Annotated in this window: 22 protein-coding genes; 5 read left to right on the top strand and 17 right to left on the bottom strand. The window is 61.7% G+C overall.

Features of this window, described 5'->3' with window-relative positions; genetic code table 11:
• Window positions 1-68 precede the first annotated feature (68 nt).
• The 8 genes from Q4S41_RS15015 to Q4S41_RS14980 all read right to left on the bottom strand — a co-directional run bounded on the left by Q4S41_RS15015 (window position 69) and on the right by Q4S41_RS14980 (window position 7,332).
• On the bottom strand, window positions 69-623 hold the full coding sequence (locus Q4S41_RS15015) for a DUF4252 domain-containing protein (RefSeq protein WP_305031938.1): 555 nt from the start codon (window positions 621-623) through the stop codon (window positions 69-71).
• Between the two features lie 197 nt (window positions 624-820).
• Window positions 821-2,422, bottom strand: a complete 1,602-nt coding sequence (locus Q4S41_RS15010; protein ID WP_305031937.1) for a hypothetical protein — start codon at window positions 2,420-2,422, stop codon at window positions 821-823.
• 104 nt (window positions 2,423-2,526) lie between these two features.
• A complete protein-coding gene (locus Q4S41_RS15005; RefSeq protein WP_305031936.1) occupies window positions 2,527-2,937 on the bottom strand; it encodes an EVE domain-containing protein in 411 nt (136 codons plus the stop codon).
• A gap of 131 nt (window positions 2,938-3,068) precedes the next feature.
• Window positions 3,069-4,397 (bottom strand): DUF3570 domain-containing protein, encoded by a 1,329-nt coding sequence (locus Q4S41_RS15000; RefSeq protein ID WP_305031935.1) that lies wholly within the window; start codon window positions 4,395-4,397, stop codon window positions 3,069-3,071.
• 186 nt (window positions 4,398-4,583) lie between these two features.
• Window positions 4,584-4,820: a DUF4266 domain-containing protein gene (locus Q4S41_RS14995; protein WP_305031934.1), complete on the bottom strand. Its 237-nt coding sequence runs from the start codon at window positions 4,818-4,820 to the stop codon at window positions 4,584-4,586.
• A 17-nt stretch (window positions 4,821-4,837) separates the two neighbouring features.
• On the bottom strand, window positions 4,838-5,884 hold the full coding sequence (locus Q4S41_RS14990) for an FAD:protein FMN transferase (RefSeq protein WP_305031933.1): 1,047 nt from the start codon (window positions 5,882-5,884) through the stop codon (window positions 4,838-4,840).
• A gap of 109 nt (window positions 5,885-5,993) precedes the next feature.
• Complete coding sequence (locus Q4S41_RS14985; protein WP_305031932.1) at window positions 5,994-6,668, bottom strand: thioredoxin family protein; 675 nt, start codon at window positions 6,666-6,668, stop codon at window positions 5,994-5,996.
• 232 nt (window positions 6,669-6,900) lie between these two features.
• On the bottom strand, window positions 6,901-7,332 hold the full coding sequence (locus Q4S41_RS14980) for a lipocalin-like domain-containing protein (RefSeq protein WP_305031931.1): 432 nt from the start codon (window positions 7,330-7,332) through the stop codon (window positions 6,901-6,903).
• 138 nt (window positions 7,333-7,470) lie between these two features.
• Here Q4S41_RS14980 and Q4S41_RS14975 point away from each other — a divergent pair, with 138 nt between their 5' ends.
• Together Q4S41_RS14975 and Q4S41_RS14970 are read left to right on the top strand one after the other, a co-directional pair.
• Window positions 7,471-9,219, top strand: a complete 1,749-nt coding sequence (locus tag Q4S41_RS14975; RefSeq protein ID WP_305031930.1) for a helix-hairpin-helix domain-containing protein — start codon at window positions 7,471-7,473, stop codon at window positions 9,217-9,219.
• A 160-nt stretch (window positions 9,220-9,379) separates the two neighbouring features.
• Window positions 9,380-10,390, top strand: a complete 1,011-nt coding sequence (locus Q4S41_RS14970) for a glycosyltransferase family 9 protein (RefSeq protein WP_305031929.1) — start codon at window positions 9,380-9,382, stop codon at window positions 10,388-10,390.
• Here the strand turns inward: Q4S41_RS14970 and Q4S41_RS14965 are convergent.
• The 3 genes from Q4S41_RS14965 to Q4S41_RS14955 form a co-directional block, all read right to left on the bottom strand.
• On the bottom strand, window positions 10,387-11,106 hold the full coding sequence (locus tag Q4S41_RS14965) for a pirin family protein (RefSeq protein ID WP_305031928.1): 720 nt from the start codon (window positions 11,104-11,106) through the stop codon (window positions 10,387-10,389). The genes Q4S41_RS14970 and Q4S41_RS14965 overlap by 4 nt on opposite strands.
• Window positions 11,084-11,617 (bottom strand): hypothetical protein, encoded by a 534-nt coding sequence (locus Q4S41_RS14960; protein ID WP_305031927.1) that lies wholly within the window; start codon window positions 11,615-11,617, stop codon window positions 11,084-11,086. The genes Q4S41_RS14965 and Q4S41_RS14960 overlap by 23 nt, the downstream gene beginning before the upstream one ends.
• A 138-nt stretch (window positions 11,618-11,755) precedes the next feature.
• A complete protein-coding gene (locus tag Q4S41_RS14955) occupies window positions 11,756-12,493 on the bottom strand; it encodes a dioxygenase family protein (protein WP_305031926.1) in 738 nt (245 codons plus the stop codon).
• A gap of 219 nt (window positions 12,494-12,712) precedes the next feature.
• On the opposite strand from Q4S41_RS14955, the gene Q4S41_RS14950 reads away from it, so the two are divergent.
• On the top strand, window positions 12,713-12,979 hold the full coding sequence (locus tag Q4S41_RS14950; RefSeq protein ID WP_305031925.1) for a UBP-type zinc finger domain-containing protein: 267 nt from the start codon (window positions 12,713-12,715) through the stop codon (window positions 12,977-12,979).
• Window positions 12,980-13,214: 235 nt separating this feature from the next.
• Here the strand turns inward: Q4S41_RS14950 and serS are convergent, their stop codons facing one another.
• Window positions 13,215-14,489 (bottom strand): serine--tRNA ligase, encoded by a 1,275-nt coding sequence (gene serS, locus Q4S41_RS14945; protein ID WP_305031924.1) that lies wholly within the window; start codon window positions 14,487-14,489, stop codon window positions 13,215-13,217.
• 441 nt (window positions 14,490-14,930) lie between these two features.
• On the opposite strand from serS, the gene rho reads away from it, so the two are divergent.
• Together rho and Q4S41_RS14935 are read left to right on the top strand one after the other, a co-directional pair.
• Entirely contained in the window at window positions 14,931-17,240 is a 2,310-nt protein-coding gene (gene rho, locus Q4S41_RS14940) for a transcription termination factor Rho (protein WP_305031923.1), read from the top strand.
• 224 nt (window positions 17,241-17,464) lie between these two features.
• The gene (locus Q4S41_RS14935; protein ID WP_305031922.1) at window positions 17,465-18,133 is read left to right on the top strand and encodes a DsbA family protein; all 669 of its coding nucleotides are present in this window, start codon (window positions 17,465-17,467) and stop codon (window positions 18,131-18,133) included.
• 7 nt (window positions 18,134-18,140) lie between these two features.
• Here the strand turns inward: Q4S41_RS14935 and Q4S41_RS14930 are convergent, their stop codons facing one another.
• From Q4S41_RS14930 to Q4S41_RS14910, 5 genes are all read right to left on the bottom strand, one after another.
• Complete coding sequence (locus Q4S41_RS14930; RefSeq protein ID WP_305031921.1) at window positions 18,141-18,776, bottom strand: hypothetical protein; 636 nt, start codon at window positions 18,774-18,776, stop codon at window positions 18,141-18,143.
• Window positions 18,777-18,859: 83 nt separating this feature from the next.
• Window positions 18,860-19,735: a UbiA family prenyltransferase gene (locus Q4S41_RS14925; protein WP_305031920.1), complete on the bottom strand. Its 876-nt coding sequence runs from the start codon at window positions 19,733-19,735 to the stop codon at window positions 18,860-18,862.
• A 146-nt stretch (window positions 19,736-19,881) separates the two neighbouring features.
• Complete coding sequence (locus Q4S41_RS14920; RefSeq protein ID WP_305031919.1) at window positions 19,882-20,670, bottom strand: class I SAM-dependent methyltransferase; 789 nt, start codon at window positions 20,668-20,670, stop codon at window positions 19,882-19,884.
• A 71-nt stretch (window positions 20,671-20,741) separates the two neighbouring features.
• Window positions 20,742-21,260 carry a hypothetical protein gene (locus Q4S41_RS14915; protein WP_305031918.1) on the bottom strand — a complete coding sequence of 173 codons (519 nt, stop codon included), beginning with the start codon at window positions 21,258-21,260 and terminating at the stop codon, window positions 20,742-20,744.
• Between the two features lie 504 nt (window positions 21,261-21,764).
• Window positions 21,765-22,205 (bottom strand): hypothetical protein, encoded by a 441-nt coding sequence (locus tag Q4S41_RS14910; protein ID WP_305031917.1) that lies wholly within the window; start codon window positions 22,203-22,205, stop codon window positions 21,765-21,767.
• Window positions 22,206-22,358: the final 153 nt, after the last annotated feature.

Genomic DNA, 22,358 nt, shown 5'->3' with positions numbered 1-22,358 from the left:
TAAAGATGCTTCGATTACGCTCAGCATGACGGTCTTTTTCTGGTGCTTTTTGACCAGCTAAGTGCGCGCTACTTTGCCGTGGCCTGCACCAGCTGCGGCAGGTACTTGCCCAGCGCTTCCACTTGCGACTTGGTGAAATTGCCCTGCACCGAAACCAGCACGAACGAATCGGCCACATCCGGCAACGTGCCGAGGGCGGCAAATTCCGACACGCTGTTGCCCGAGCCGCGGGTGGAAATGGCGTAGTTGCTCCCGCCAAAGCCGGCCGTGGAAAGTGGGTCGTACTTGTTATTTTGGAGGATGCCGGCGGCTTCGGCGCGCAGGCCTTGGGCGGCCAGTTCTTTGGCCGAAGTGGTGGTGGGCGTGAAGCTGATGACGCGGGCCGAGCGAATGCCGGTGATGCCGTTGGTGAGGTCGGAGCCGCCGAGGAGCTTGGCGGCTTTCACCAGGGCAAGGCGCTGGAGCAGGTCGGCTGACCATTCGGTGGCCTTGAAGCCTTCGCGGTTTTCGTATTTGGAAAAGAAGGAGGCCACGGTTTTGGCCGGCGTGCCGGGCCCGCCGGCGCGGCAACTGGCCAGCAGCAGAATGAGGAAAAGGGCAGGAAGACGCAGTTTGGTAAGCATACAGGAGCGGTGGGATGAATGAGGAACGGAAAATCAGCGTACGAAAAGAATAGAAAAAACGTCATGTCGAGCTTGCCGAGACATCTCGCGTGCTTTACAAACCCAATCGTTAAAAGGGGATTATTTCGGCACGCGAGATGTCTCGGCAAGCTCGACATGACGTTGCTTTTCCTCGTTTTGCTTTTCCGTTACTCTGCCTAAAAAACCACCGCATTCAGGAAGAATACCTGGCGGTCGGGGCCGTGCTCCACTTTCACACGCTGGTAGCCGGTCGCCACGAAGCGGCTGCCGAACCACGGCAGCAGGTCGGCCTGCGAGGTGTCGGTCACGCGCTCGGGAGCGGTTTCAGCGGGGCCGCTGCCGGTCCTGATGACGACCTGCTGGTCGTTTGGGGCGTCTTCGCCGCGACGCACCACCTTATAGTGCAGCTTTTCTTCGTCGAGGTAAGCCAGCACGAGGCGGCCATCGGGGAGGGTTTGCAGGCGTACGGCTTCCTCAAGCTCGACGCGGCGCAGGTTTTCTACCACGAACGTGTTGTCCCAGATGAGGGCCCCGGTCCGGTCGAAGCCGCACACCACGGCGTGGGTGGTCTGGTAGCCGTCGAACACCCGGGAGTTGGCGTAGGGGGAAGTGCCAAACTGGTTGCCCAGATTGTTGAACGGGCCGGTGTAGGTGCCGTAGCTGTTGTAGCGGTAGTGGGGCACGTAGGCTTCGGCCACCAGCACGTAGCCGCCGTCGGGCTGGGGCAGCAGCTCGTGCAGCAGCAGGCGGTAGTGCCAGCGCATGGGCGGCGCGGAGTGGGCCAGGCGGCGGGCCATGCGCTTGCGCAGCCGGGCCTGGCGCGAAGGCTTGAGGTAGTCGAAAAAGTGCTTCAGGTGCAGAAAATCGTAGAAACGCAGCGGCTGCTTGGTGCCGGGGCTGGCCGCCGTGCTCAGGTCGGTGGCAAAAAGACCCTGCGCATAATCGAGGCCGCGCAACGCATACGTGCCCATGAGCAGGCGGGCGGTGGTGTCCTGCGGGGGCGTCACCTGGGCCGTGATGAGGCTGCGCTCGCTCTCGGCCTGCACGAATTCGGACTTCACGAGTTGGCCTTTTTCGGTGAGCTGCTTGAGCAGCAGGCGGGTTTTGCGGCCGTTGGTCTGGCTCAGCACGTACTCGGCGCGGCGGGTGGCGGCATCGGCCACAAAGGTGAGCTGCGTGGGCAGCGGCTCGTACACCGAGGGCAGGTACTGCATCTGGCCGGTGGCCAGGTCGAGGAGCAGGGCCGTGACGTGCAACTGGTCATTCAGCAGCACCGTGGCAAACAGGCGGCTGTCGAGCGCTTTCAGCTCCACCACTTCGCGGCTCAGCTTGGTTTCGAACTGCTGGGTGCGTACCTGGGCCAGGTGGCCGTTGTAGGCGGCGGCCCACAAGCGGCCGGGGTTGCTGTGCGACGAAAACAGGGCGTACACGGTACTGCCTTCGGCGCACATGCGCGTGAAATCGAACTCGTCGGGCACTTCCAGCGGGGTTTCCTGCCGCAGGTGCAGGTTGCGGTCGTACTGCTGAAAGGTGAACGTGGACTTGCTCGACAGCGGCCGGTCGCGGCCCAGCAGGATAACCACGGTGCTGTCGGCGGGCAGGGCCTGCACGTGCACTTCGCTGTCGGAGGGTTCGAGGGGCAACTCGGTGCGGGCCGTTTGCACGGGCGCGCCGGGCGCCGGAATGGCCGCCAGCTGGCCCCGTTTCTGACCGAGCGCGCCGGAGACTCCCGCGCAGGTGCAGACCCAGGTTAGCAGAAGAAAGGAGCGGAGTTTCATGCCCGTGTGCTCAATAAAAGCAGTTGGAAATACCTACTCCAACGAGCGGTTGCTTCGCTAAAGTTAAGCCCAAATGCAGCGGTTTCGTGCCCCGTCAAATCAGTTTATTTCGCCCCTAATGCCAGCACCACGTCGAACTCCTCGGGCCGCACCGGCAGCACCGACAGGCGCGACTGGCGTAGCAGGGCCAGCTCGCCCAGCCGGGCATCGGCTTTGATTTGGGCCAGGCTCACGGGCTGGGGCAGGCGCTGCACGGGGCGCAGCTGCACGGCCACCCAGGGCGAACCGGCCTCGGCGGTGGCATCGGGAGCGGCCGGGGCGGCCACTTCGGCAATGCCTACCACGGCTTTTTCGCTCACACTGTGGTAGTAGAGCACGAGGTCGCCGGGCTGCATCAGGTTCAGGTTGTTGCGGGCCTGGTAGTTGCGCACGCCGGTCCAGGCCGTGCCGTCTTCGGCCACAAAAGTGGCCCAGGAGTATTTGTCGGGTTCTGATTTAACGAGCCAGTGTTTCAAGGTAAATGAGCAAATGAATAATGGAGGAAATGGGCGCACACGCAAAACGGCCGGCACAGGCATAGATGCCGGCCGGCCGCTGGTTTGCACACCGCAAAGGAAATAAATCGGCGTCTTAGTTGCGCGCCAAGCTAAAGCGCAAAGCCCAAATCGAAGCTGATGATGTTGGCTTTCAGGTCGGCGCGGTCGGCGGTGGTGTAGATGGTCGAGCCGGTTTGCTGGTAGTTGGCGTAGCGCAAATCCAGCGACTTGAGCCGCATCACGCGCGGCCGGCCCTGCCCGTCCTGCCCCGGCACGCGGAAGCGCGTGATGCCGTACACCGGCGAGTAGCGCAGGCCCAGGCCAATTTTGTTGGCCGAAAAAGCCGCCAGGTCGTAATCCGACGTGTAATACGTGTCGGCAATAGAGTGCTGGGCGAAAGGCGCGAAGTAAGTGGCGGCCGTCTGGGTGTGGTAGCGGTAGAAGGGGTAGAGCGCGAAAAACTGCGTCACCTTCACCGGCAGTTCCACCTCAAACGTGTGAGCCCGAACGCCGAAATTGTCATTGTAGAAGCGGTAGAATCCGCGCACCTGCACCAGGTCGGTGGCGTAGAAATTCAGGCGCAGGCTCACCGGGTATTTGAAGCGCGAGCGGGGCAGGTTTTCGATGCGGGCCGCCGTAGGGAAGCGCGTCGAAAAATCGCTGCCCAGTGCTGGGGCCGGGTTCAGGTCGGGATTGTCGCGGAAGTAAACGCGGTGAAACGGCGTGCTCAGCAGCCCGTTCTGAGACACCAGCTCGGTGCTCACGGCCGCCTGCAGCCGCTTGGTAAGCACCTGCGAGTAGGTGGCGGTTAAATTGTACGTCTGGCGCTTGTCGGTGCCGTAGTTTTTCTCGCCGCGGCTGCTGGCAGAGCCCGCCACGTAGCCCGCCCGTAGCTCATAGGGCGTAATCAGCGTCACTTGGTCGAGGAACACCTGCCCGGCCAGGCTCAGCTGGCGGTTGCCGTCCTTCGAGGTTTTAGCAAACGAGCCGGCCACGTTGAAGGACAGGTAGTCGTATTCTTTCGATACGCCCGCGCCCACGCCCCAGATGGTGCCGTTGTACTTATGCTCGCGGCTGTAGCCGAAGTCGCCGTGGTAGCGCACGTCGTGGGCCGAGGGCGTGCTCAGCGCGAAATCAATCCGGTCGGTCGAGGCCGAGGCGTAGAAATCGGCGCCCACATTGGCCGTGAGGCGGCTCACCGTATCCAGCGGCACGTTCACGATAATGGCCGGGGGCACGTCGGTGAGTTGCTGGGTGCCGCGGCCACCCTCCACGGCGCCGTGGCTGCCGGTCTGCTGGTAGTACCCGCCGATGATGTCGATGGTGGTTTCCTCGGCGGCCCGGCTGGTGGGCACCGCTGGGTTCACCGGCGCTCCGTAGCCGTCGATGCGATTGGGGTTTTGGGTGGTGCCGGTCTGGGCCATGGCCGGGGCGGCCAAAGCGGAGAAGGCTAATAGGGGAAGAAGTAATTTTTTCACAGGAGAACTAATAATTCTGGGCGGTCATGCTGAGCGCAGTCGAAGCATCTCTACCGCTTCGTTGAAACGACATTGATTACTGTTGCAGTAGAGATGCTATGGCTTCGCTCAGCATGACGTTCTTTTTCTAACCGCCAACTTCTTGCCCTAATTACAGCCACAGCCGCCGCCTACTTTGCCGCCATTGGCGCCGCCGGCGCCTTCGCGGTAGCTCTCGAAATTGGTTTCGGGCGTTTCCACAGTTTTGCTGGCCAGCTTCATGTCCTCATCGTTGAGATACACTTTTTGGTAGGCCGCTACCGATACGCAACTGGGCAGCGCCGCGCCCAGAGGGAGCAGGAGCAGGGCCAGCGCCAGGCGGGGATGGGAGAGGATTTTTTGCATGGAATGAGTACGTAAAATCAAGGCTGGGTGGCGGTACTGCCGTGGTAGTAATTCAGCTTCATGCCCCTGGACACGAGTGTGCGGTTGTCGTCGGTTATCAACGTGCAATCAACATTTTTCAAGCCGTTTATAAACGCCAAACCGGCGGTTGGGCCTTTCACGAAGACGACTTCGTCTAATCCATCGGCCAGTTCCACATCGGGGCACAGAATGGTGACCGAGCGCAAACCCACCGACGGGTAGCCCGTGTGCGGGTTGATGATGTGCCCGTACACCTGCGGGCCCACCGTGAAATACTGCTCGTAGTTGCCGGCCGTCACCACGGCCATGTCGGTCACGTCAATCCAGGCGGCCACGCTGCGCGGGTGGTCGGGGTCGCCAATGGCCACGCGCCAGAGCGAGCCGTCGGCCTGCCGGCCCCAGCAGTAGATGTCGCCCGAGCCGTTCATCAGCCCGCCTTTGATGCCCATTTGGTCGAGCACCTGCTTGGCCCGGCGCAGGCCGTAGCCCTGCAGAATGCCCGCCAGATTAATTCGCATGCCCTTTTCGGGCAAGAAAACGGTATGCTGCGCGGCATCCATTTTAATTTTCTGCCAGCCAATGCGGCGCACCGAAGCCCGCACCGTGGCCGAATCGGGCAGGCCGGCGTGGGCCTGCCGGTCGAACTTGTACAGCTTGTCGGCGCTGGCGAAGGTGATGTCGAAGGCGCCGTCGCTAAGCTGCGAGAGGCGCAGCGTGCGGCTAATCAAATCAAACGTTTCGGGCGACACAGCCACCGGCCGGATGCCGGCCATGCGGTTGACGCGTACCACTTCGGAGGTGGAGTCCCAGAACGACATCAGCCGGTCGATGCGACGCACTTCGAGCAGACCGGCGCGCAGGGCCCGCTGTCCGGCCGAGTCGTCGGCGGCCACCACCGTGAAGGTGAAGTGCGAGCCCATGAGGTGGGCACTGCGCGTGAAGGTGTGGCGCTGGGCCGGCGCCGCGGTTTGGGCGCGGCCGGTCTGGCTGCTCAGTAGCCCCAGCAGCAATAGAATCAGCAGAAGTTTGCGGGGCGTTAGCAAAGGGATGGCGCTGTAGAGACGCGACGCTTCGCGGCATTGAACGGAATCGGTGAGATGGCGCGGACGCCGAGACGCGAACCGAAGGTCGGCGTAGCCAAGTGGCGCGTTTCTACAGCGTGGGCACCACTTTTTTCAAATATGCCTCAAAGGCGGCGGGGCCGCCGGCAATGTAGCCGGTTTTGGCCAGCACCTTGCCTTCGGGCGAGAGTACCACAGCCAGCGGGAAATCACCCTCACGGTTGAGCTGGGCAGCCGCTGCCTCGTTCAGCTTGAGCTGAGCGGCGGAGGGCTGGTTGCGCTTCTGGCGCGGGAAATCGAAGTGGGCCAGCACCAGCTTGTCCTTGGCGTAGGCCGCGAATTCCGGCTTGGCAAATACTTCCTGCTCGTACATGATGCAGGGCTTGCACCAGTCAGAACCCGAAAAAACCGCCAGAATGGGCCGGTTGGTGGCTTTGGCCTGCGCCTGCGCGGCGCCCAGGTCCGAAATCCAGCCCGTAATGCCTTCGGCTTTGGCTTCCACGGGCGCGGTGGCCACAGCCATGGTGGCCGGTTGCACCACTTGCGGAGCCGAAGCTACCGGCGACGTAGGCTGCGGGGCCGCCGGGGCGGTGGTAGCGGCTACCGTCTTGGTTTTGCTCACGGTGCCATCGGCCGCTGTGGTTTTGGCCTTGACTTTATCGTTCTTGGCTTTGAGGGTGGTTTTCTGGGCCAGCGCGGGGCCGGCGCTAATGGCCAGACCCAGCAGAATGGCGGGCACAAGGCCGAAGGAAGTGCAGCGTGACATGGGAATAAAGAACTGAGTGGAGGGACTGAAACAACCGTTGTCAGCCACGAATGGGTTCTTACGCGGGGCCGCAACGGATGTTATCGTCCGTTGCAACGACCGTGCCTTGCTCCCGTAAAGCTGCCGCCGCTTCATGAACGAGGCATGAGTAACGGCGGTGTCCGTCGCCCAATGGCAGAAAGGAATCGGCCAATGGGCAAGCTCGACATGACCGTTTTAGTATTTGGCCTCCCTATCGGGCCTTTTCAACCGGTTGCTTGCGGAGCTTGAGAACCTTGTTTTTCAGGGAGAAAACCTCCATCTCGTAATCGGGCTCCTGGCCTTCGTTGAGGTGAATGCGAACCTTGTTGAGGCTGTTGCCCTCAATAACCCAGGTGCCGGGGCGGCCGGTCAGGCCGTCGGTGGGCGCAATGTCGAACTGTTCGAAACGGCCGTATTCCTTGAACGCAAAGCCCGTGCGGCCGCGGGCCGGCGGGAAATGGTAGGTGTTGGGCCGGTATACCAGCGTATCGCCGGCGTTTTCCTCGTGCGAGTTGAGCCAGGTGCCTTCGAGCTGTTTCATGGACGCCGGGGAGTAGATGACGACCGACTTGCGGCGTTCGCAAGCCGCCACGAGCAGCAGAAAGGCCACCGCCAGTGGGCGCATGGAGGGGCGGAATATCATAGCAAAATCAAAAAGGTGGGCGCGCCAAGGTAAGGCGTTTCAGGCGCGTACGCTGAAATGGCCCGGCTGGCCGTGGGGGCCGCTTTCCGCGTAAGCACCCGGGTACGCTACATTCGTTCTCCCAACAACAACTCTCCCGTGGATAACCGCGCCCTGACCCGCGCCTTCAAGCTGGCCGCCCAGCTAATGGAGCTGCACGACGAAAACCCGTTTAAAATCCGCGCCATCGAAGGCACGGCCAACGCCCTCGATGCGCTGAGCTTCCCGGTGGCCGAGGTGGAGCGCTCCGGCCTGCCCGACCGCACCGGCCTGAGCAAAACCGCCGCCGCCAAAGTGGCCGAGCTGCTCGACACCGGCACGTTCTCGGACCTGCAGCGCCTGCTGGAAATCACGCCACCCGGCGTGGTGGAGATGCTGAAAATTAAGGGTATTGGTCCGAAAAAAATCCGCAGCCTGTGGCGCGAGCTGGGCCTCGAAAGCATTGAGCAGCTGCGCGAGGCCGCCGAAACCGACCAGGTGAGCAAGCTCAAAGGCTTCGGCAAAAAGACCCAGGAAAGCATTCTGGAAGCGTTGGAATTTGCCGGCCAGAGCCAGGGCAAACTGCTCTATCCACAGGCCGAACAGCTGGCCGACGACCTCGCCCGCCGTCTGCGCGAAGCCCTGAAAACCGAGCAGGTGGCTGTGGCCGGCGAAATCCGCCGCCGCCTCGAAACCGTGGAAACCGTGCGCCTCGTGGCCGCCACCGATAGCCCGGTGCAGGCCCACGAACTACTAAACGGCCTGGACGGCCTCACGCCCGACCCGCGCCGCTCGGGCCCGTTTGCCTGGCGCGGCCGCGCCACCGAGTCGGGGGTGCAGGTGGAAGTGCTGCTGGTGGCGCCCGCCACTTTTGCCACCGAAGTTTTCCTGAACTCCGCCGCCGAAGCGCATTTGGGTGAGCTAATTCCAAATTCCACCGGTCCCAACTCCACCCTGCGCCAGTGGGCGCGGCGCGAGCAATTTCAGCAGGAAGAAGCGCTGTATGAAAAGGCGGGCCTGCAATTCATCGTGCCTGAATTGCGCGAGGGCCTGGGCGAAATCGCCCTCGCCGCCGACAAAAAGCTGCCGCATCTGGTGGAAGACGGCGACCTGCGCGGCTCCCTGCACAACCACAGCACCTACTCCGACGGCAACCACAGCATCCGCGAAATGGCCACCTGGCTGCGCGACCACGGTTACGAGTACCTCGGCCTCTGCGACCACAGCCAGGCCGCCCACTACGCCAACGGCCTGAGCGTGGAGCGCGTGCGCCAGCAGCACCTCGAAATCGACAAGCTGAACGCCGAGCTGGCCCCGTTCCGCATCTTCAAAGGCATTGAAAGCGACATTCTCGGCGACGGCTCGCTCGACTACCCCAGCGACGTGCTGGCCAGCTTCGATTTCGTCGTGGCCAGCATCCATTCCAACCTGAAAATGGACGAGCGCAAGGCTACCGACCGCCTGTTGCGCGCCATCGAAAACCCTTACACCACCATGCTGGGCCACCCCACCGGCCGCCTGCTGCTGCGCCGCCAGGGCTACCCCATCGACTACAAAGCCGTCATCGACGCCTGCGCCCAGCATAAAGTCATCATCGAAATCAACGCCAACCCCTGGCGCCTCGACCTCGACTGGCGCTGGGTGCGCTATGCGCTGGACCAGGGCGTGATGCTGAGCATCAACCCCGATGCCCACCACACCAACGGCTACGAAGACATGCGCTACGGCGTGCTGATGGGCCGCAAAGGCCACCTGACGAAAGAAATGACCTTCAATGCCAAGTCGGTGGAGGAAGTGGCCGCCTATTTTGAGCAGCGCAAAGCCAACATCACGCCGCCGCTGGAATATAAGAAGTCGTTGTTTGAGTAGCTGAAGCTGCGCAAGGATTACCATTGAACGTCATGCTGAGCGCAGCCGAAGCATCTCTACCGCGAAAAGTAATTCAATTCAGCAGGTTTACTACTGCGGTAGAGATGCTTCGGCTGCGCTCAGTATGACGTTCTTTTTGCCTGTTGCTGGCCATTAACCAATGAAAATCCTCGTTCTCCGCTTTTCGTCCATCGGCGACATCGTGTTGACCACGCCGGTGGTGCGGGCGCTGGCCCAACAGGTGCCCGATGCGGAAGTGCATTTTGCCACCAAGCCCGCCTACCGCGGCCTGTTGGAGCCCAACCCCTACATCACCAAAGTCCACTGCCTCACCGGCAGCCTGGGCGAGCTGGTGCGGACGCTGAAAGCCGAGCGGTTCGACTACATCATCGACCTGCACAACAACCTGCGTACACGTCTCATCAAGCTGCAGTTGGGTGTGAAATCCAGCAGTTTCGATAAGCTTAATTGGCAGAAGTGGCTGCTGGTCAACTTCAAGATTGACCGGCTGCCGCGCGTGCACATCGTGCAACGATACTTAGACGCCGCCGCGCCGCTGGGCGTGCAGGACGATGGCCGCGGCCTTGACTATTTCATTCCCGCCGGTCAGGAAATTGACCTGACGACGCTGCCCGCGCCCTTCCAGCGCGGTGGCTATGTGGCCGTGGCCATCGGCGCACAGCACGCCACCAAGCGCCTGCCACTGGAGAAACTGGTGGAACTGTGCCAGCGGCTGGCCCCGCGCCCCGTTCTGTTGCTAGGCGGCCCAGAGGATGCACCAATAGCCGAGGCGATTATTGCGGCATTAACAGCTTCGGAAACCAAGTCTCTAAGTCCCCAAGTCCCCAATCCTCCAATCCACAACGGCTGCGGGCGCTACTCGCTGCATCAATCGGCGTCGCTGGTGCGGCAGGCGCAGTTTGTGGTGAGCCACGATACTGGGCTGATGCACATTGCGGCCGCTTTTGGCAAGCAGATTTTCAGTGTGTGGGGTAATACCGTGCCCGCCTTCGGCATGTACCCTTACAAAACCGATTTCCAGTCGCTGGAAGTGCAGGGGCTGCCCTGTCGGCCGTGCTCTAAAATCGGCTTCGCCAAGTGCCCGCAAGGCCATTTCAAGTGCATGCGCGACCAGAATCTGAACCTGGATTGGGCGTCGCAGAGTGACTAGGCCTCGGCCTGCTGCTTTATTTCCAGTACGATGATAATGGCGTCGTTGCTTAGCGCTTCCAGTTCAATTTCGCCCGCATTCCACAGCGCCAGCCCGTCTTTCTCGTGCATCAGCCGTCCTTCCACTTCGAAAGCCCCGGCCAGCACAAAGGCGAAAAAGCTGGATTCTATATTGCCCATCTGGTAAATGGCCTCCTGACGGCCCGCAAAGCGGCCCAGGCTTAGGGCCACGGGTAGCGCAACCCCAGCTGGCTCGGGAACCAAGAGTTGTAGTTGCCCAGGCGCCGCTTCCAGGCTGAATGTGGCTTGTTGGATGGTTACGGCCGACACCGGCGCATCGGCTAGCAGCCACACGTGCAGAAAGCTGACTAACTCTTCCGGGTAAGGATTTTGCACGCGCAATATGCTGCCAGCGGGCACGGTCAGTACCAGCATTTCTTCCACGTCCACGGCGGTTTCAAGCGTTTCGCTGGCAACCAGCGTCACCGCGCCGGTGACGGGGATGATGAGAACGTGCGAGGCCTCGGCCACCGTGAAATCCAGGGCGTGCCCGCCCGCCAGCGTTTCCTCATTCCAGCCATACAGCCGCCCAAATGGCCCCTTGTGCGGATGAGCGAACAACCCAAAGCTGAACGTGCTGAACCGTCGGAACCGGTCCGATTCGGCCACGCCCCGCTCATCGGCAAGAAGGATTTTACCCGGCGTTGGCTGGCGCATGAGGTTCAGGCGTTTGAATAGAATAAATACTCAAAAAGGGCTGCAACTGGACCAGATGCGTCAGCATCTCGCCCGCCGCCGGTACGGCCGCGGCCTCCGATACCAGCAGTAATTGACCCACCGTGTCGTGCCACCGCAGCGGCGTCGACACAAAGTTGATGGCCACCTGATGCTTGCTCTTATCCTGTAAATCGGAGTTAATCAGCTCGAACTGAAATCGCTCGAAGCGCAGGAAATGCCGGCCCAGGTTGTTGAGAATGTCCGGCATCCGTTCGTTGAGCTGCTGCACGTAGCCCGTCACGGCCCCGCTCACCAGGAAGTGCAGCCGCTCGGCGCCCGGCACATAATGCAGGATTTCGCCGAAGGAGCGGTAGCGGTTTTCGGGGTTGAAATTCTGCGCCTGCAGCCGAAATTCCGCGTAGCTGTCGTCCCACACCAGCTTGTCCCAGGGCCGGGTACTGCTGGCATCGATGATTTTGCGGTAGCACAGGCAGATGGTGCGGTCGGGCATGGGGTTTGTAGGAAAGAAAGAGAACGTCATGCTGAGCGTAGCCGAAGCATCTCGCGTGCAGCAGTAATCCAATCGTTTCAACGAAGCGGTAGAGATGCTTCGACTGCGCTCAGCATGACGGGCATGATTAATTCTTCATCACGCCGGCACCGCCAGTGCCCACGCCAGCTGGAAACCAGCTAAGGTGCTGCCCGTCACGGTGGCCAGTTCCAGGGCCACGCCGTCGCTGAACACGTTGTCGCTGGCGTTGGAAGTGTAGCCGCTCAGGCCTTTGGCGTAGCCGTTCACGGCCGCCACGGCCGTGCCGCTGCCTTCGGGGAAGGCAATCTGGGTCACTTTCAGCGAGGTGCCGGTGGCTGAATACACGTGCACGTGGATGTGCGTGGCCCGGCCCGAATACCAACCCGGGAAGATGCTCGTGAACGTGACCTGCCCGGCCGCGTTGGTCACCTGCCGGCCGCGCAGAAAGTGTACCGACTGGTAATTAGTCGCCTGCATGCCCGTGCCGCCGTATTCCGAGTAGTTGCCCTCGGCGTCGCAATGCCAGATGTCGACCAGCGCGCCGGCCAGGGCCGCGCAACTGGCGTTGCTGTTGTTCACGGTGATGGTGATGGTCAGCGCGTAGCCGGTTTTGCCGTCCGTGATGTTGCTGCGCACGTAGGAAGCCGGCGTTTTGGTGGGGAAAGGGCCTTCGGTTTCGGTGGGGGCCACGGTGCAGCTGCCCGAGCCGCTGGTGGTGCCCGTGGTTCCGGTGGTGCCCGAGGTAGTGCTGGTGCCCGATGTGGGCGAAACGGTGTCTTTGCCGCAGGCCGAAAGCAGCACCGGCGTCGAAGCGGCTCCCAGCAACAGGCTCTTCAAAAAATGTTTTCTTTCCATGACGTTGGGGGAGGGGATAAGGTGAGGTGAAAGACTGCGGTTGCTGACTGACAATCCGAAGTTGCCGTCCAGGATTCCCCATTGCGACCTCCAATCGCCGGTTGGCGGGCTGTAGTCGACAGTTGCACCGTTTGGGGCGGGGGAATGGATAGTTGAATAATTCCCTTTTTTCGCTCTTTGCCTGCCGGCCCATTGCCCGTCGCTTCCTACCTTCAACCCATGCCTCAGCCCTGCCAGCACCTCACCAGCCTCACCAGCCTCAAAACCGCCCCTTCGCACGTTTGTCCCGAATGCGTGGCCCTCGGCGACACCTGGGTGCACCTGCGCGTATGCCAGGACTGCGGCCACGTCGGCTGCTGCGACAATTCCAAAAACCAACACGCCACCAAGCACTTTCACGCCACCCAGCACCCCGTCATCGCCTCCGCCGAGCCCGGCGAACGGTGGCTCTGGTGCTATGTGGACGAGGAAATGGCCGAGTATTAACCGCCTCGCGTTTGGCCCTTCTGTCATTGCGAGTAGAGCGCAGCGCAACGCGGCAATCTGTCCTTTTCTCAGCGCCCAGTCTTCCAATGTGGCAAACGCTAAAATCGCAAAAAGCCCCGGCACTGCGCAGTGTCGGGGCTTTCTGGTAAAAGAAAGTGTCTGGTTTTGACAGGACAGATTGCCGCGTTCCGCTACGCTCCACTCGCAATGACAACCGGCTGCCCACACCCGACGCCTACCCAATCCGGCTGAACCCGCAATACGAGTGTAGCACGGCCGGCAGCTCAATGCCATCGCTCGTCTGGTTGTTCTCCAGCAGCGCGGCCACGATGCGCGGCAGTGCCAATGCCGAGCCGTTCAAGGTGTGCAGTAGCTGGGTTTTGCCGCCGTCGGCCTTGTAGCGGCACTTGAGGCGGTTGGCCTGGTAGGTTTCAAAGTTCGACGCCGACGACACTTCCAGCCAGCGGCCCTGGGCGGCGCTCCACACCTCTAAATCATACGTCAGGGCGCTGGTGAAGCCCATATCGCCACCGCAGAGGCGCAGCACGCGGTAGGGGAGGCCCAGCTGTTGGAGCAGGCTTTCGATGTGGGCCACCATGGTATCGAGGGCCGCGTAGCTGTGCTCGGGCTCCGTGATTTGCACGATTTCCACCTTGTCGAACTGGTGCAGGCGGTTGAGGCCGCGCACGTCGGCGCCCCACGAGCCGGCCTCGCGGCGGAAGCAGGGCGTGTGGCCGGTGATGCGGATGGGCAGCTTCTCGACCGGAATAATCTCGTCGCGGTAGATGTTGGTCAGCGGGACCTCGGCGGTCGGAATCAGGTACAGGTCGTCCTTGGCGTCGTGGTACATCTGGCCCTCCTTGTCGGGGAGCTGACCGGTGCCGTAGCCGCTGGCCTCGTTCACCAGAATGGGCGGCTGCATCTCCGTATAGCCGGCGCTGCGGGCCTCATCAAGGAAAAAGTTGATGAGCGCGCGCTGCAAACGGGCGCCCTGGCCCTTGTACACTGGAAAGCCCGCGCCCGTGATTTTCACGCCCAGCTCGAAGTCGATGATGTCGTACTTCTTAATCAGGTCCCAGTGCGGCAGGGCGTCGGCGCCCAGCTCGGGCTTGGCGCCGTGCTCGCGCACCACTTCGTTGTCGGCGGCGGCGCGGCCTTCGGGCACGCTGGCGTGGGGCAGGTTGGGCAGCTTATACAGCAGCTGTTGCTGCTCTTTTTCCACCTGGGCCAGCTCGGCGGCAGCACTCTGGGTGTGCTGCTTGAGTTCGGCGGTGCGGATTTTCAGGGTTTCGGCGCCGGCTTTGTCGCCGGATTTCATCAGGCCGCCGATTTGCTGGGCCAGCTTGTTGGCTTCGGCCTGGGCCGAGTCGTGGCTGGTTTGGAGCTGGCGGCGGCGCTGGTCGAGGTCGAGGATGGCGGCCACGTCGGCGGGGCCGGTGGCGTAGCGCTTTTTGGCGAGGCCGGCCAGCACGAGGTCGGTCTGGTCGCGGAGAACGGAAAGTTGCAGCATAAATCGGGATGGAATGCGGGCAAAGGTCGGAAGAAAAACGACCCGTGCCGCGCCCTCGGGCCGCGACCTTGACCATGCACCGCAACTTATTTCCCGGCGCCGCGCGTTTAAACCCCACTGAGCCGCATCCGATTTGGCGGTTTGCCCGTAATGCTCTAACATTGCGGGAGCAACCGGCCGCCGTGGCTGGATTCGCGGGCCGCAGTGCCCGTCTCCGGCCCGTCACTTGCTGAAAATTCCAGCGGCCCATTCTGCACCTCATTTCCTGCTTATTCCGATTGCGCCCCGGGCGCTTATCCGGTGCCGTTTGCGCACCCCGCGAGTACTAGCTGCGGTTTTGCCGCCTTGTGCCGTTGCTGGCCCCGCAAGCCCATTTTGGGTTTATGCCAAGCTGCCAGCCCTCTCCTCGCTCTAAGACGATGTTTCCCCCTTATTCCCTTTATGTACACCATTAACGAGCTCAAGGACCGGCTGCTGTCCGACCTCAAAGAGATTGCCGAAAAAATGAACGTGGGCAATTTCAAACGGCTGAGCAAGCAGGATTTGATATACAAAATCCTCGACCAGCAGGCCCTGACTCCCACCGCCGCCGAGCAGCCGGCCGCCGCGCCTGCCCCGGCGCCGGCCGTAGCCGAAGCCCCCGCCGCTGTGGCAACTGCCCCGGCCCGTGCCAACAAGCCCGCCGCCCGCCGCCCGGCCCCCAGCACCGTCGAGCAGCCTTTTTCCGACGTGGCCCCGCCCACTCGCAAAGCCCAACCCGCCCGCCCGGCCCGCGAGCCGCGCCGCGAAGCTGCCCCGACCGCCGAAACCGCTGCCGCCACCGTCGAAATACTCGACCCAATTGAAGGTTTGGCCCTAGTGCCCGCTGCCGCCGCCACCGGCGCCGTGCTAGCTGCCGAGCCCGATACTTCTTTTACTTCAGTAGTAGAAGCTGCGCCAGAAACCCCAACCGCTGCCCTTGAAACCTCGGCCGAAAACGCGGCTAGCGACCAAAACGGCAACGCAACTGCTGCCCAGCCCCGCCGCCGGGAGCGCGTGGACCGCGCCGGCCGCCCCATCACCGAGCAGCGCGCCGCCGAGATGGCCGCCGAAAAAGCCGCCAATGAAGCAGCCGCCGCTGCCGCGAAACTGGCCGATAACGGCACTGAAAACCGCGAAAACAACTCCGAAAACCGCCGTCGCGAGTTCGGTGGCAATGGCTTTGCCGACCGCCGCGAGAACCGGGCCGACCGTTTCGAGCGCGACACCCGCGAACAGCCGCTGCGCGACAACCGCGACCAGCAGCGCCCCGCTCGCCAGGACCAGCAGCCCCGCGAACAGCAGCCACGCCAGGATAATCAGCCTCGCGAGCAGCGCAACGACCAACCGCGCGAAGCCCGGCAGGACCAGCCGCGCGATAACAATCAGCCCCGCGAAAACCGCGACGGCCAGCCGCGTCAGGACCAACTCCGCAACAATAACAATAATAACAACCAGGACCAGCCGCGCGACAACCGCAACCTGACCCGCGAGGAGCGCTACGCCCTACGCGACCAGCAACGCCAGCAGCGCCAGCAAAACCCCGACAGCACGCCTCGCACCGACCAGCCGCAAGGCCAGAACCAGCAACAGCATCGTCCCCAGCGCCAGGACTTGGATTTGGTGGTGCCTGGCGGTGGCACGTTTGAGCTGATGCCTGACGGCGGCTACGGCTTCCTGCGTTCGCCGTATTACAACTACCTCAGCTCGCCCGACGACATTTATGTGTCGCCGCAGCAGGTGAAGCAGTTTGCCATGAAGGCCGGCGACACGGTGGTCTGCACCATCCGGCCGCCGCGCGAGGGCGAGAAATACTTTGCCCTGGTGGGCGTGGAAAGCATGAACGGCCGTACCGTGGAGGAAGTACGCGACCGGGTGCCGTTCAGCCACCTCACGCCGCTTTTTGCCGATTCTAAGCTGAAGCTGACCACGAAGTCGACCCAAATCAGCACCCGTGTGCTCGACTTGTTCGCGCCCATTGGCAAGGGCCAGCGCGGCCTCATCGTGGCCCAGCCCAAAACCGGCAAAACCGTGCTGTTGCAGGAAGTGGCCAATTCCATTGCCGAAAACCACCCTGAAGTCTACCTCATGGTGCTGCTCATTGATGAGCGCCCCGAGGAAGTGACCGACATGGCCCGCACCGTGAGGGCCGAAGTACTCAGCTCAACCTTCGACGAAACGGCCGACCGCCACGTGAAAATCGCCGAAATGGCGTTGGATAAGGCGCGTCGTTTGGTCGAATGCGGCCACGACGTGGTGATTCTGCTCGACTCCATCACCCGCCTGGCGCGGGCCTATAACACGGTGCAGCCCAGCTCGTCGCGCATTCTCTCGGGTGGTATCGACGCGGGCGCGCTGCAAAAGCCCAAGCGTTTCTTCGGCGCGGCCCGCAATGTGGAAGGCGGCGGCTCGCTCACCATCATCGCCACGGCCCTCATCGAAACCGGCTCCAAGATGGACGAGGTTATCTTCGAGGAATTCAAGGGCACCGGCAACATGGAACTGCAGCTCGACCGCAAGCTGGCCAACAAGCGTGTATTCCCGGCCATTGACATCCCGGCTTCCGGCACCCGCCGCGAAGACCTGCTGATGAGCAAAGACGAACTGAACCGCGTGTGGGTACTCCGCAAGTTTATGTCGGACATGACGGCCACCGAGGCCATGGAATTCCTCAAGGACCGCATCAAAGGCACCAAGGACAACGAAGAATTCCTGCTGGCCATGAACGGCTAAGCCCGTTTCGTTGGCGCATAAAAAAGGCCCGCTGCAGCAATGCAGCGGGCCTTTTTCTATAAATCACAAATAACCTGTTGTCCTATCGATAAGCTAACCTAGCACCGCACAAACCAGGGGCCCGTCAAATAAATTCACCGCCGGCCCAAAACTTCGGTAGTCGATAGAAATAGCGCCGACCAGCGCCAGCAGGGGCTACTTTTGCGGCAGATTATTTCCCCGCCATGACGCCCACACCAGCCGAAAACCGGCCCGAACTGCTTTACATTCAGGACCCGCTCTGCGGCTGGTGCTACGGCACAAGCCCGGTCATCAACCGTCTGCAGGAAGAGTTTGCGGGTCGCGTTGACGTATCCGTCCTCTGCGGCGGCATGGTGAAGGGTGAGGACGTGGGCCCGATTGCTGAAATATGGGATGGCTTGAAAACCAGCCTTAACGACGTGGAAGATGTAACCGGCGTGCAGTTCGGTGAAGCCTTTAAAGCCCTTGCCGCGGCCGGCCACTACCGCTACGACTCGGAGCCGCCGAGCCGGGCCATTGCTACTTTCCGCCAGCTCACGCAGGACCCATCCCGCGCCGTGGCCTTCGCCCACGCCGTGCAAACGGCCCTTTTCCGCGATGGCCACGACTTAAACGACCCTTCGACCTACAACGAGCTGCTGGTGCCGTTTGGAGTGGACGTGGTGGAATTTCAGCGCCGCTGGGCCGCACTGGAAAGCGCCCGGGCCGCGCAGCAAGAGTTTGCGGCCGTGGCCCGCATTGGCGTGGAGGGGTTTCCCACGGCCGTGGTGCGCATCGGCGAGCAGGGCTACGTGCTGGCCCGCGGCTTTCAGCCTTATGAGCAGATGCGGGCGGGACTGGAGCAGCTGTTGCGCGAGGAAACTGAGCGTTAAAAAGACGCTATTGCACCCGAACCACCTGTTTCTTAAGCGGCGACCAAGCAATGCGCTGCCGGTCTTCCTTGCCTTTCAGATAATCGAAGCCGATGGCGTCGGGCCGGTGCTGCAAATCGTCCCAGGTGGCGCGTTCAAGGTTCACCAGGTCTGCCGGAAACTCGGTGCTGGGGTCGATGGCCGGGGTGTGGAACTGCGAAGGCACGAAAAACCGGTCGATGCGGCGCAGCACGAAGGTTTCGCGCTCGGCACGGCTGGCGGTGGGGTTTTTCATCTCATACACCAATGAAGCTTCAAGGTCGGGCTCGGTCAGCATCTCGCGGAAAATGACCTGGCCGCTGGGGTCGGTGATGGTGAATTCGCCGGTGCCTTCGAGGATGGACGGGCCGCGAAACACCAGCTTGAACAAATCGGCCGGGCCCTTGGGGTTGCTGAAATTGTGCTTCTGGCGCACAGTGCGCAACGTGTCGCTTACGGCCGAAACGGCTTTGGTGCTGGCGGTATCGGGCGTGGGCAGCACCCCGGTGCTATCGGCCGGACTCGTTTGGTCGGCTGCGCCGAAGCCCGGTTCCCCATTCTCCGACGAAGGATTGGAATTGCAGGCTGCCAGCAGCGGCAGCAACAGGAGCCAGGAGTAACGCATAGCCAAAATGGATTGGTGGAATGAAGCCCCGATAATACGCGCCAAGGGCTGAAATAAGTTGCCGGCCTACCTGCCGCCGACACTTAGTGCCACAGCAACATCGCTATAAAAGCTGCGCTCAAACACAACGACGAAACCTGATTCATCCGCATGGTGTGCTCAAAGTCGGCGGCCTTTTCATCGTGCCATACGGCCCAGGCCCAGCGGCTGAACAGGAACACCACCGGCCCCGTAGCTACCAGAAAAATGAGCAGCGGCCGTATTTCGTGCCGTAGCCAGTAGGCCAGCCCCAGCGCCGCCGCGCCCGCCAGCAGCCCCACCGCCGCAAACACGAACGTGCCCCGAACACCCAGCCGCAAGCTCAGCGTGCGGTCGCCGCGCCGGGCGTCCTCCTCGTGCTGGTACACTTGCGTAAGCGGGTAGGAGCCGCACAAAAACAAGGTGCTCACCAGCGCCAGCAGCAGGTTGGTTTTCTCGAAAAGCTGCGCCGGCGTGGCGCCCACGCCCACCTGCGTCATGAGGAGTGTGAAGGCGCCTTGGAAGACCACCACCACCAGCGTGCTCAGCAGCGGGTACTTTTTTAGCCGAATGCCCTCATAGCTGTACGCCTTCGAAATCAGCAGATAGACAACTACCAGCGCCGCAAACGGCCACGAGAGCAGCGCCGCGCCCGCCACGGCCAGCGCATCGAAGAGCCACACCAGATGCAGCAGTTCCGGCGTCACTTTGGGAGGGGCTTTCAGGCCGCCGATGCTGCCTTCGTCCTTGTCGTAGTAGGAATTGTAACCGTTGGAGGCCGGGTACGCCAGCAGGTGCAGCACCACAAACACCGCTGCTGCCCGCCATCCGCTCCAGGGCCCGCGCAGGGCGCTCAGCCCAAACCAGAACACCGGCATGAGGTACACCGAAAACGGGATGCGCAGCAGCAGCAGGGCTTTTTTGTAGTTGGCGAGACGCAATTAACGGGAAGCAATGAGTGGTGAGAAACAAAGGCTGTAAAGAACGTCATGCTGAGCGCAGCGAAGCATCTTTACAGCACAACTATTCAATTTTAGGATTGCGGTAGAGATGCTTCGGCTGCGCTCAGCATGACGTCCCAAATCATTTACTCTTTGGGCCACCCAATCAGATACGTCACCTGCGGCCCCCACCAGTGGCGCTTTTTGCCGGCCTGCCAAGCGAAGCGGCTCTCCGGGTCGGCGGCGTGGGCCAGGGCCAGCAACTCCTCAGCCGTGTACATGCGCAGCACCGACACTGTGCCATCCCAGATGGTGCAGAGCGGGATGAGCGGCACGAGGTAGGTAAATACCAGCCGGCTGAGCCGGAACGGCCGAAAAAAAGGCGTGAGCAGCAGTTGCGCCACCGGCAGCACCGTCCAGGCCAGCAGCAGCTCCAGCCAGTGCTTGCCCGCGCCCTCAAATACGCCGATGCCGGTATTGGCCCGCACGGCATCGCGTAGCAGGGCGGTAGCCGCCTCGGGCGGGAAGTGGTGGAAGGCCGAAAAAAGGATGCGAAAGCCCGTTAAATGCGCGGGCACGGCCAGCGCATTCACCGAGGCCGGCTCGTAGGCGATGGCGCCGCGGGTGCGCTCGGCAATGTCGGCCCAGGCGGCGGGCTGGGGGTAGAGGTCGGTGAGGAGGATGGTGGCTTGGGACTGGCCGTGGGCGCGCAGGGCCGCCAGCACAGTTTCGGTGCCGCCGCCGGCGCCGGCGCCCAACTCCAGCACGCGGGTCTGGCCGGTGCGGGCCAGGCCCTCGGCCAGCAGCGGCGCGATGGGCCGGTAGGTGCCCAGCGCGGAAATCATGAACCGCAAATAATCCATCATCCCGGCCCGGATGACGGCCGGAAACCACGGCAAATCTTCAAACTCAAACAACCGCAGGCGTAGGCGCATGGCCCATCAGTACGCACAAACGCCGAATCCGGCCGGTTTTGTCGGCTTAAACCCGCGTTGCCTGCCCAGGGCTAATGCGCCAGATTCGCCAGGGGCTGCTTAGCTGCGCGCTGCCGCCACGCGCTGAGCAGCGGAGCGGAGCGGGATGGGCGGGGCCGCGCCAGCCGCCCGGCCACGGGTTGTGGCCAGTACAGCCACGCTACGGTGAGCACGGCGGCGGCCAGATAGGGCCACGTCATGCGCAGCAGACTTTCCGGTGGGCCCAAAGGCAGCCAGTGCAACAGCAGATAGTTGGCCGCGGCAAAGGCGAGCAACACCCCAGCCAAAGCCGTGAGGCGGCATTTCCAGCCCGTGCAGGCGCGCTGGGCCAACGCGAAAATGGGCAACGCGAAAGGCACGGCAACCAGCGAAACCACACCTGTCAGCAGGCCGATGAGCAGCGGTATCTGCAAATCCTGGGGTTCCTCAAAGCCAAAATCAGCAATGAGCTTTGCCGTGCCGCCTAAGTTGCTGAACAGCCAGATATACAGCGTGCTGGCCAGGGCCGAAGGATAAGCGACGGGTGCGGTGGCAGGGTAAGTCAACTTCATAGCAGCAAAAAAGGAGAGTAGGGAGAGCTAACCAGCAAAAAGCGTGCGCGAATAAGCGCGGGCTTTTGAGCAGGCTGATTTACGGTGCGCTGTAAATGAGCGGTTTGCGGTAGTTGTTGTTATATTTTTGGGAATAATCCGGCCATTTTGGGACGCTTGGTCTATTGCGACTTTGTGAAGTTTGCGTAATGAAAATCAATACGTTGAAAAATATCGAATTTTGTATCTAAACTTAATTTCCGAGAGGGTTCCTGTTTTGGGAAATGACGTCAGATGCTGTCGGATGGATAACGCCCGATTGGATGACTGCATTGTCCGAGAATTGTGGCAAAGCCAGGCTTTTTCAAATGGGTGCAGTTGGCGCCAGCTACATAAGTAGTAGCGCCGCAAACCAATTGGTCGCTAGCCTAAAAACAGCCATTAATGATTCGCCTTCCCGGACCAATGGCTGCTGGACACCACGGCAAGGCTCTGAGCGCTCAGTTGCGGCGCGCTTGTCTGGCGCTAAAGGGTTGGCTCGTCCTGCGGGGCTTCTTGGGCCTGCATCATTTTGTAAGCCGTTTGAAGCGAAGCACACAGCCAGGGCAAGCTGGCAAGCTGGCAAAGCATCCCATTGCTAATTGGATACCAACGAGCCGGGCTGATGAAAAAGGCAAGCAGTATTACCGGAGTCTCAAAAATGACCAAGGTGCCGAACAGTAAGCCCACCATATCGGGGCCCGCCGGGTCGCTTAGACAATGCCTGAACAACCAGTTCATAGGCCAAATTCTCAGCAAGCCGACCAGAGCTGCCGGAATGCCTAGGAAAATACTGCTCCAGAATACGGCCCCCATTGTATACACCGCCAAAGTGATGCCACCAGAAGTAACCCAGGTGCTCAGCGGCACATTCGTCGTTAGATAGCCATTGTTGCCCCACGTCAGGTAGGCCAGCGTCGCCACCATTGCGCAGGGTATCAGATACAAGAAACCCAACGCAGTAGCCCGGGCCCAGTGCGTAGTGGCCAAGGAGGAATTGTGTGCGCGGCTCACGACTAAAAAAACTTTACCCAAATAACGAAAAATCTGGTCGTTTAAGTTAGCTTTGCACTACAAAGT

Origin of the sequence: Hymenobacter convexus (genome assembly GCF_030580955.1) — a bacterium.
Classification (GTDB): Bacteria; Bacteroidota; Bacteroidia; order Cytophagales; family Hymenobacteraceae; genus Hymenobacter.
This window is presented reverse-complemented; position numbering and strand designations above follow the sequence as displayed.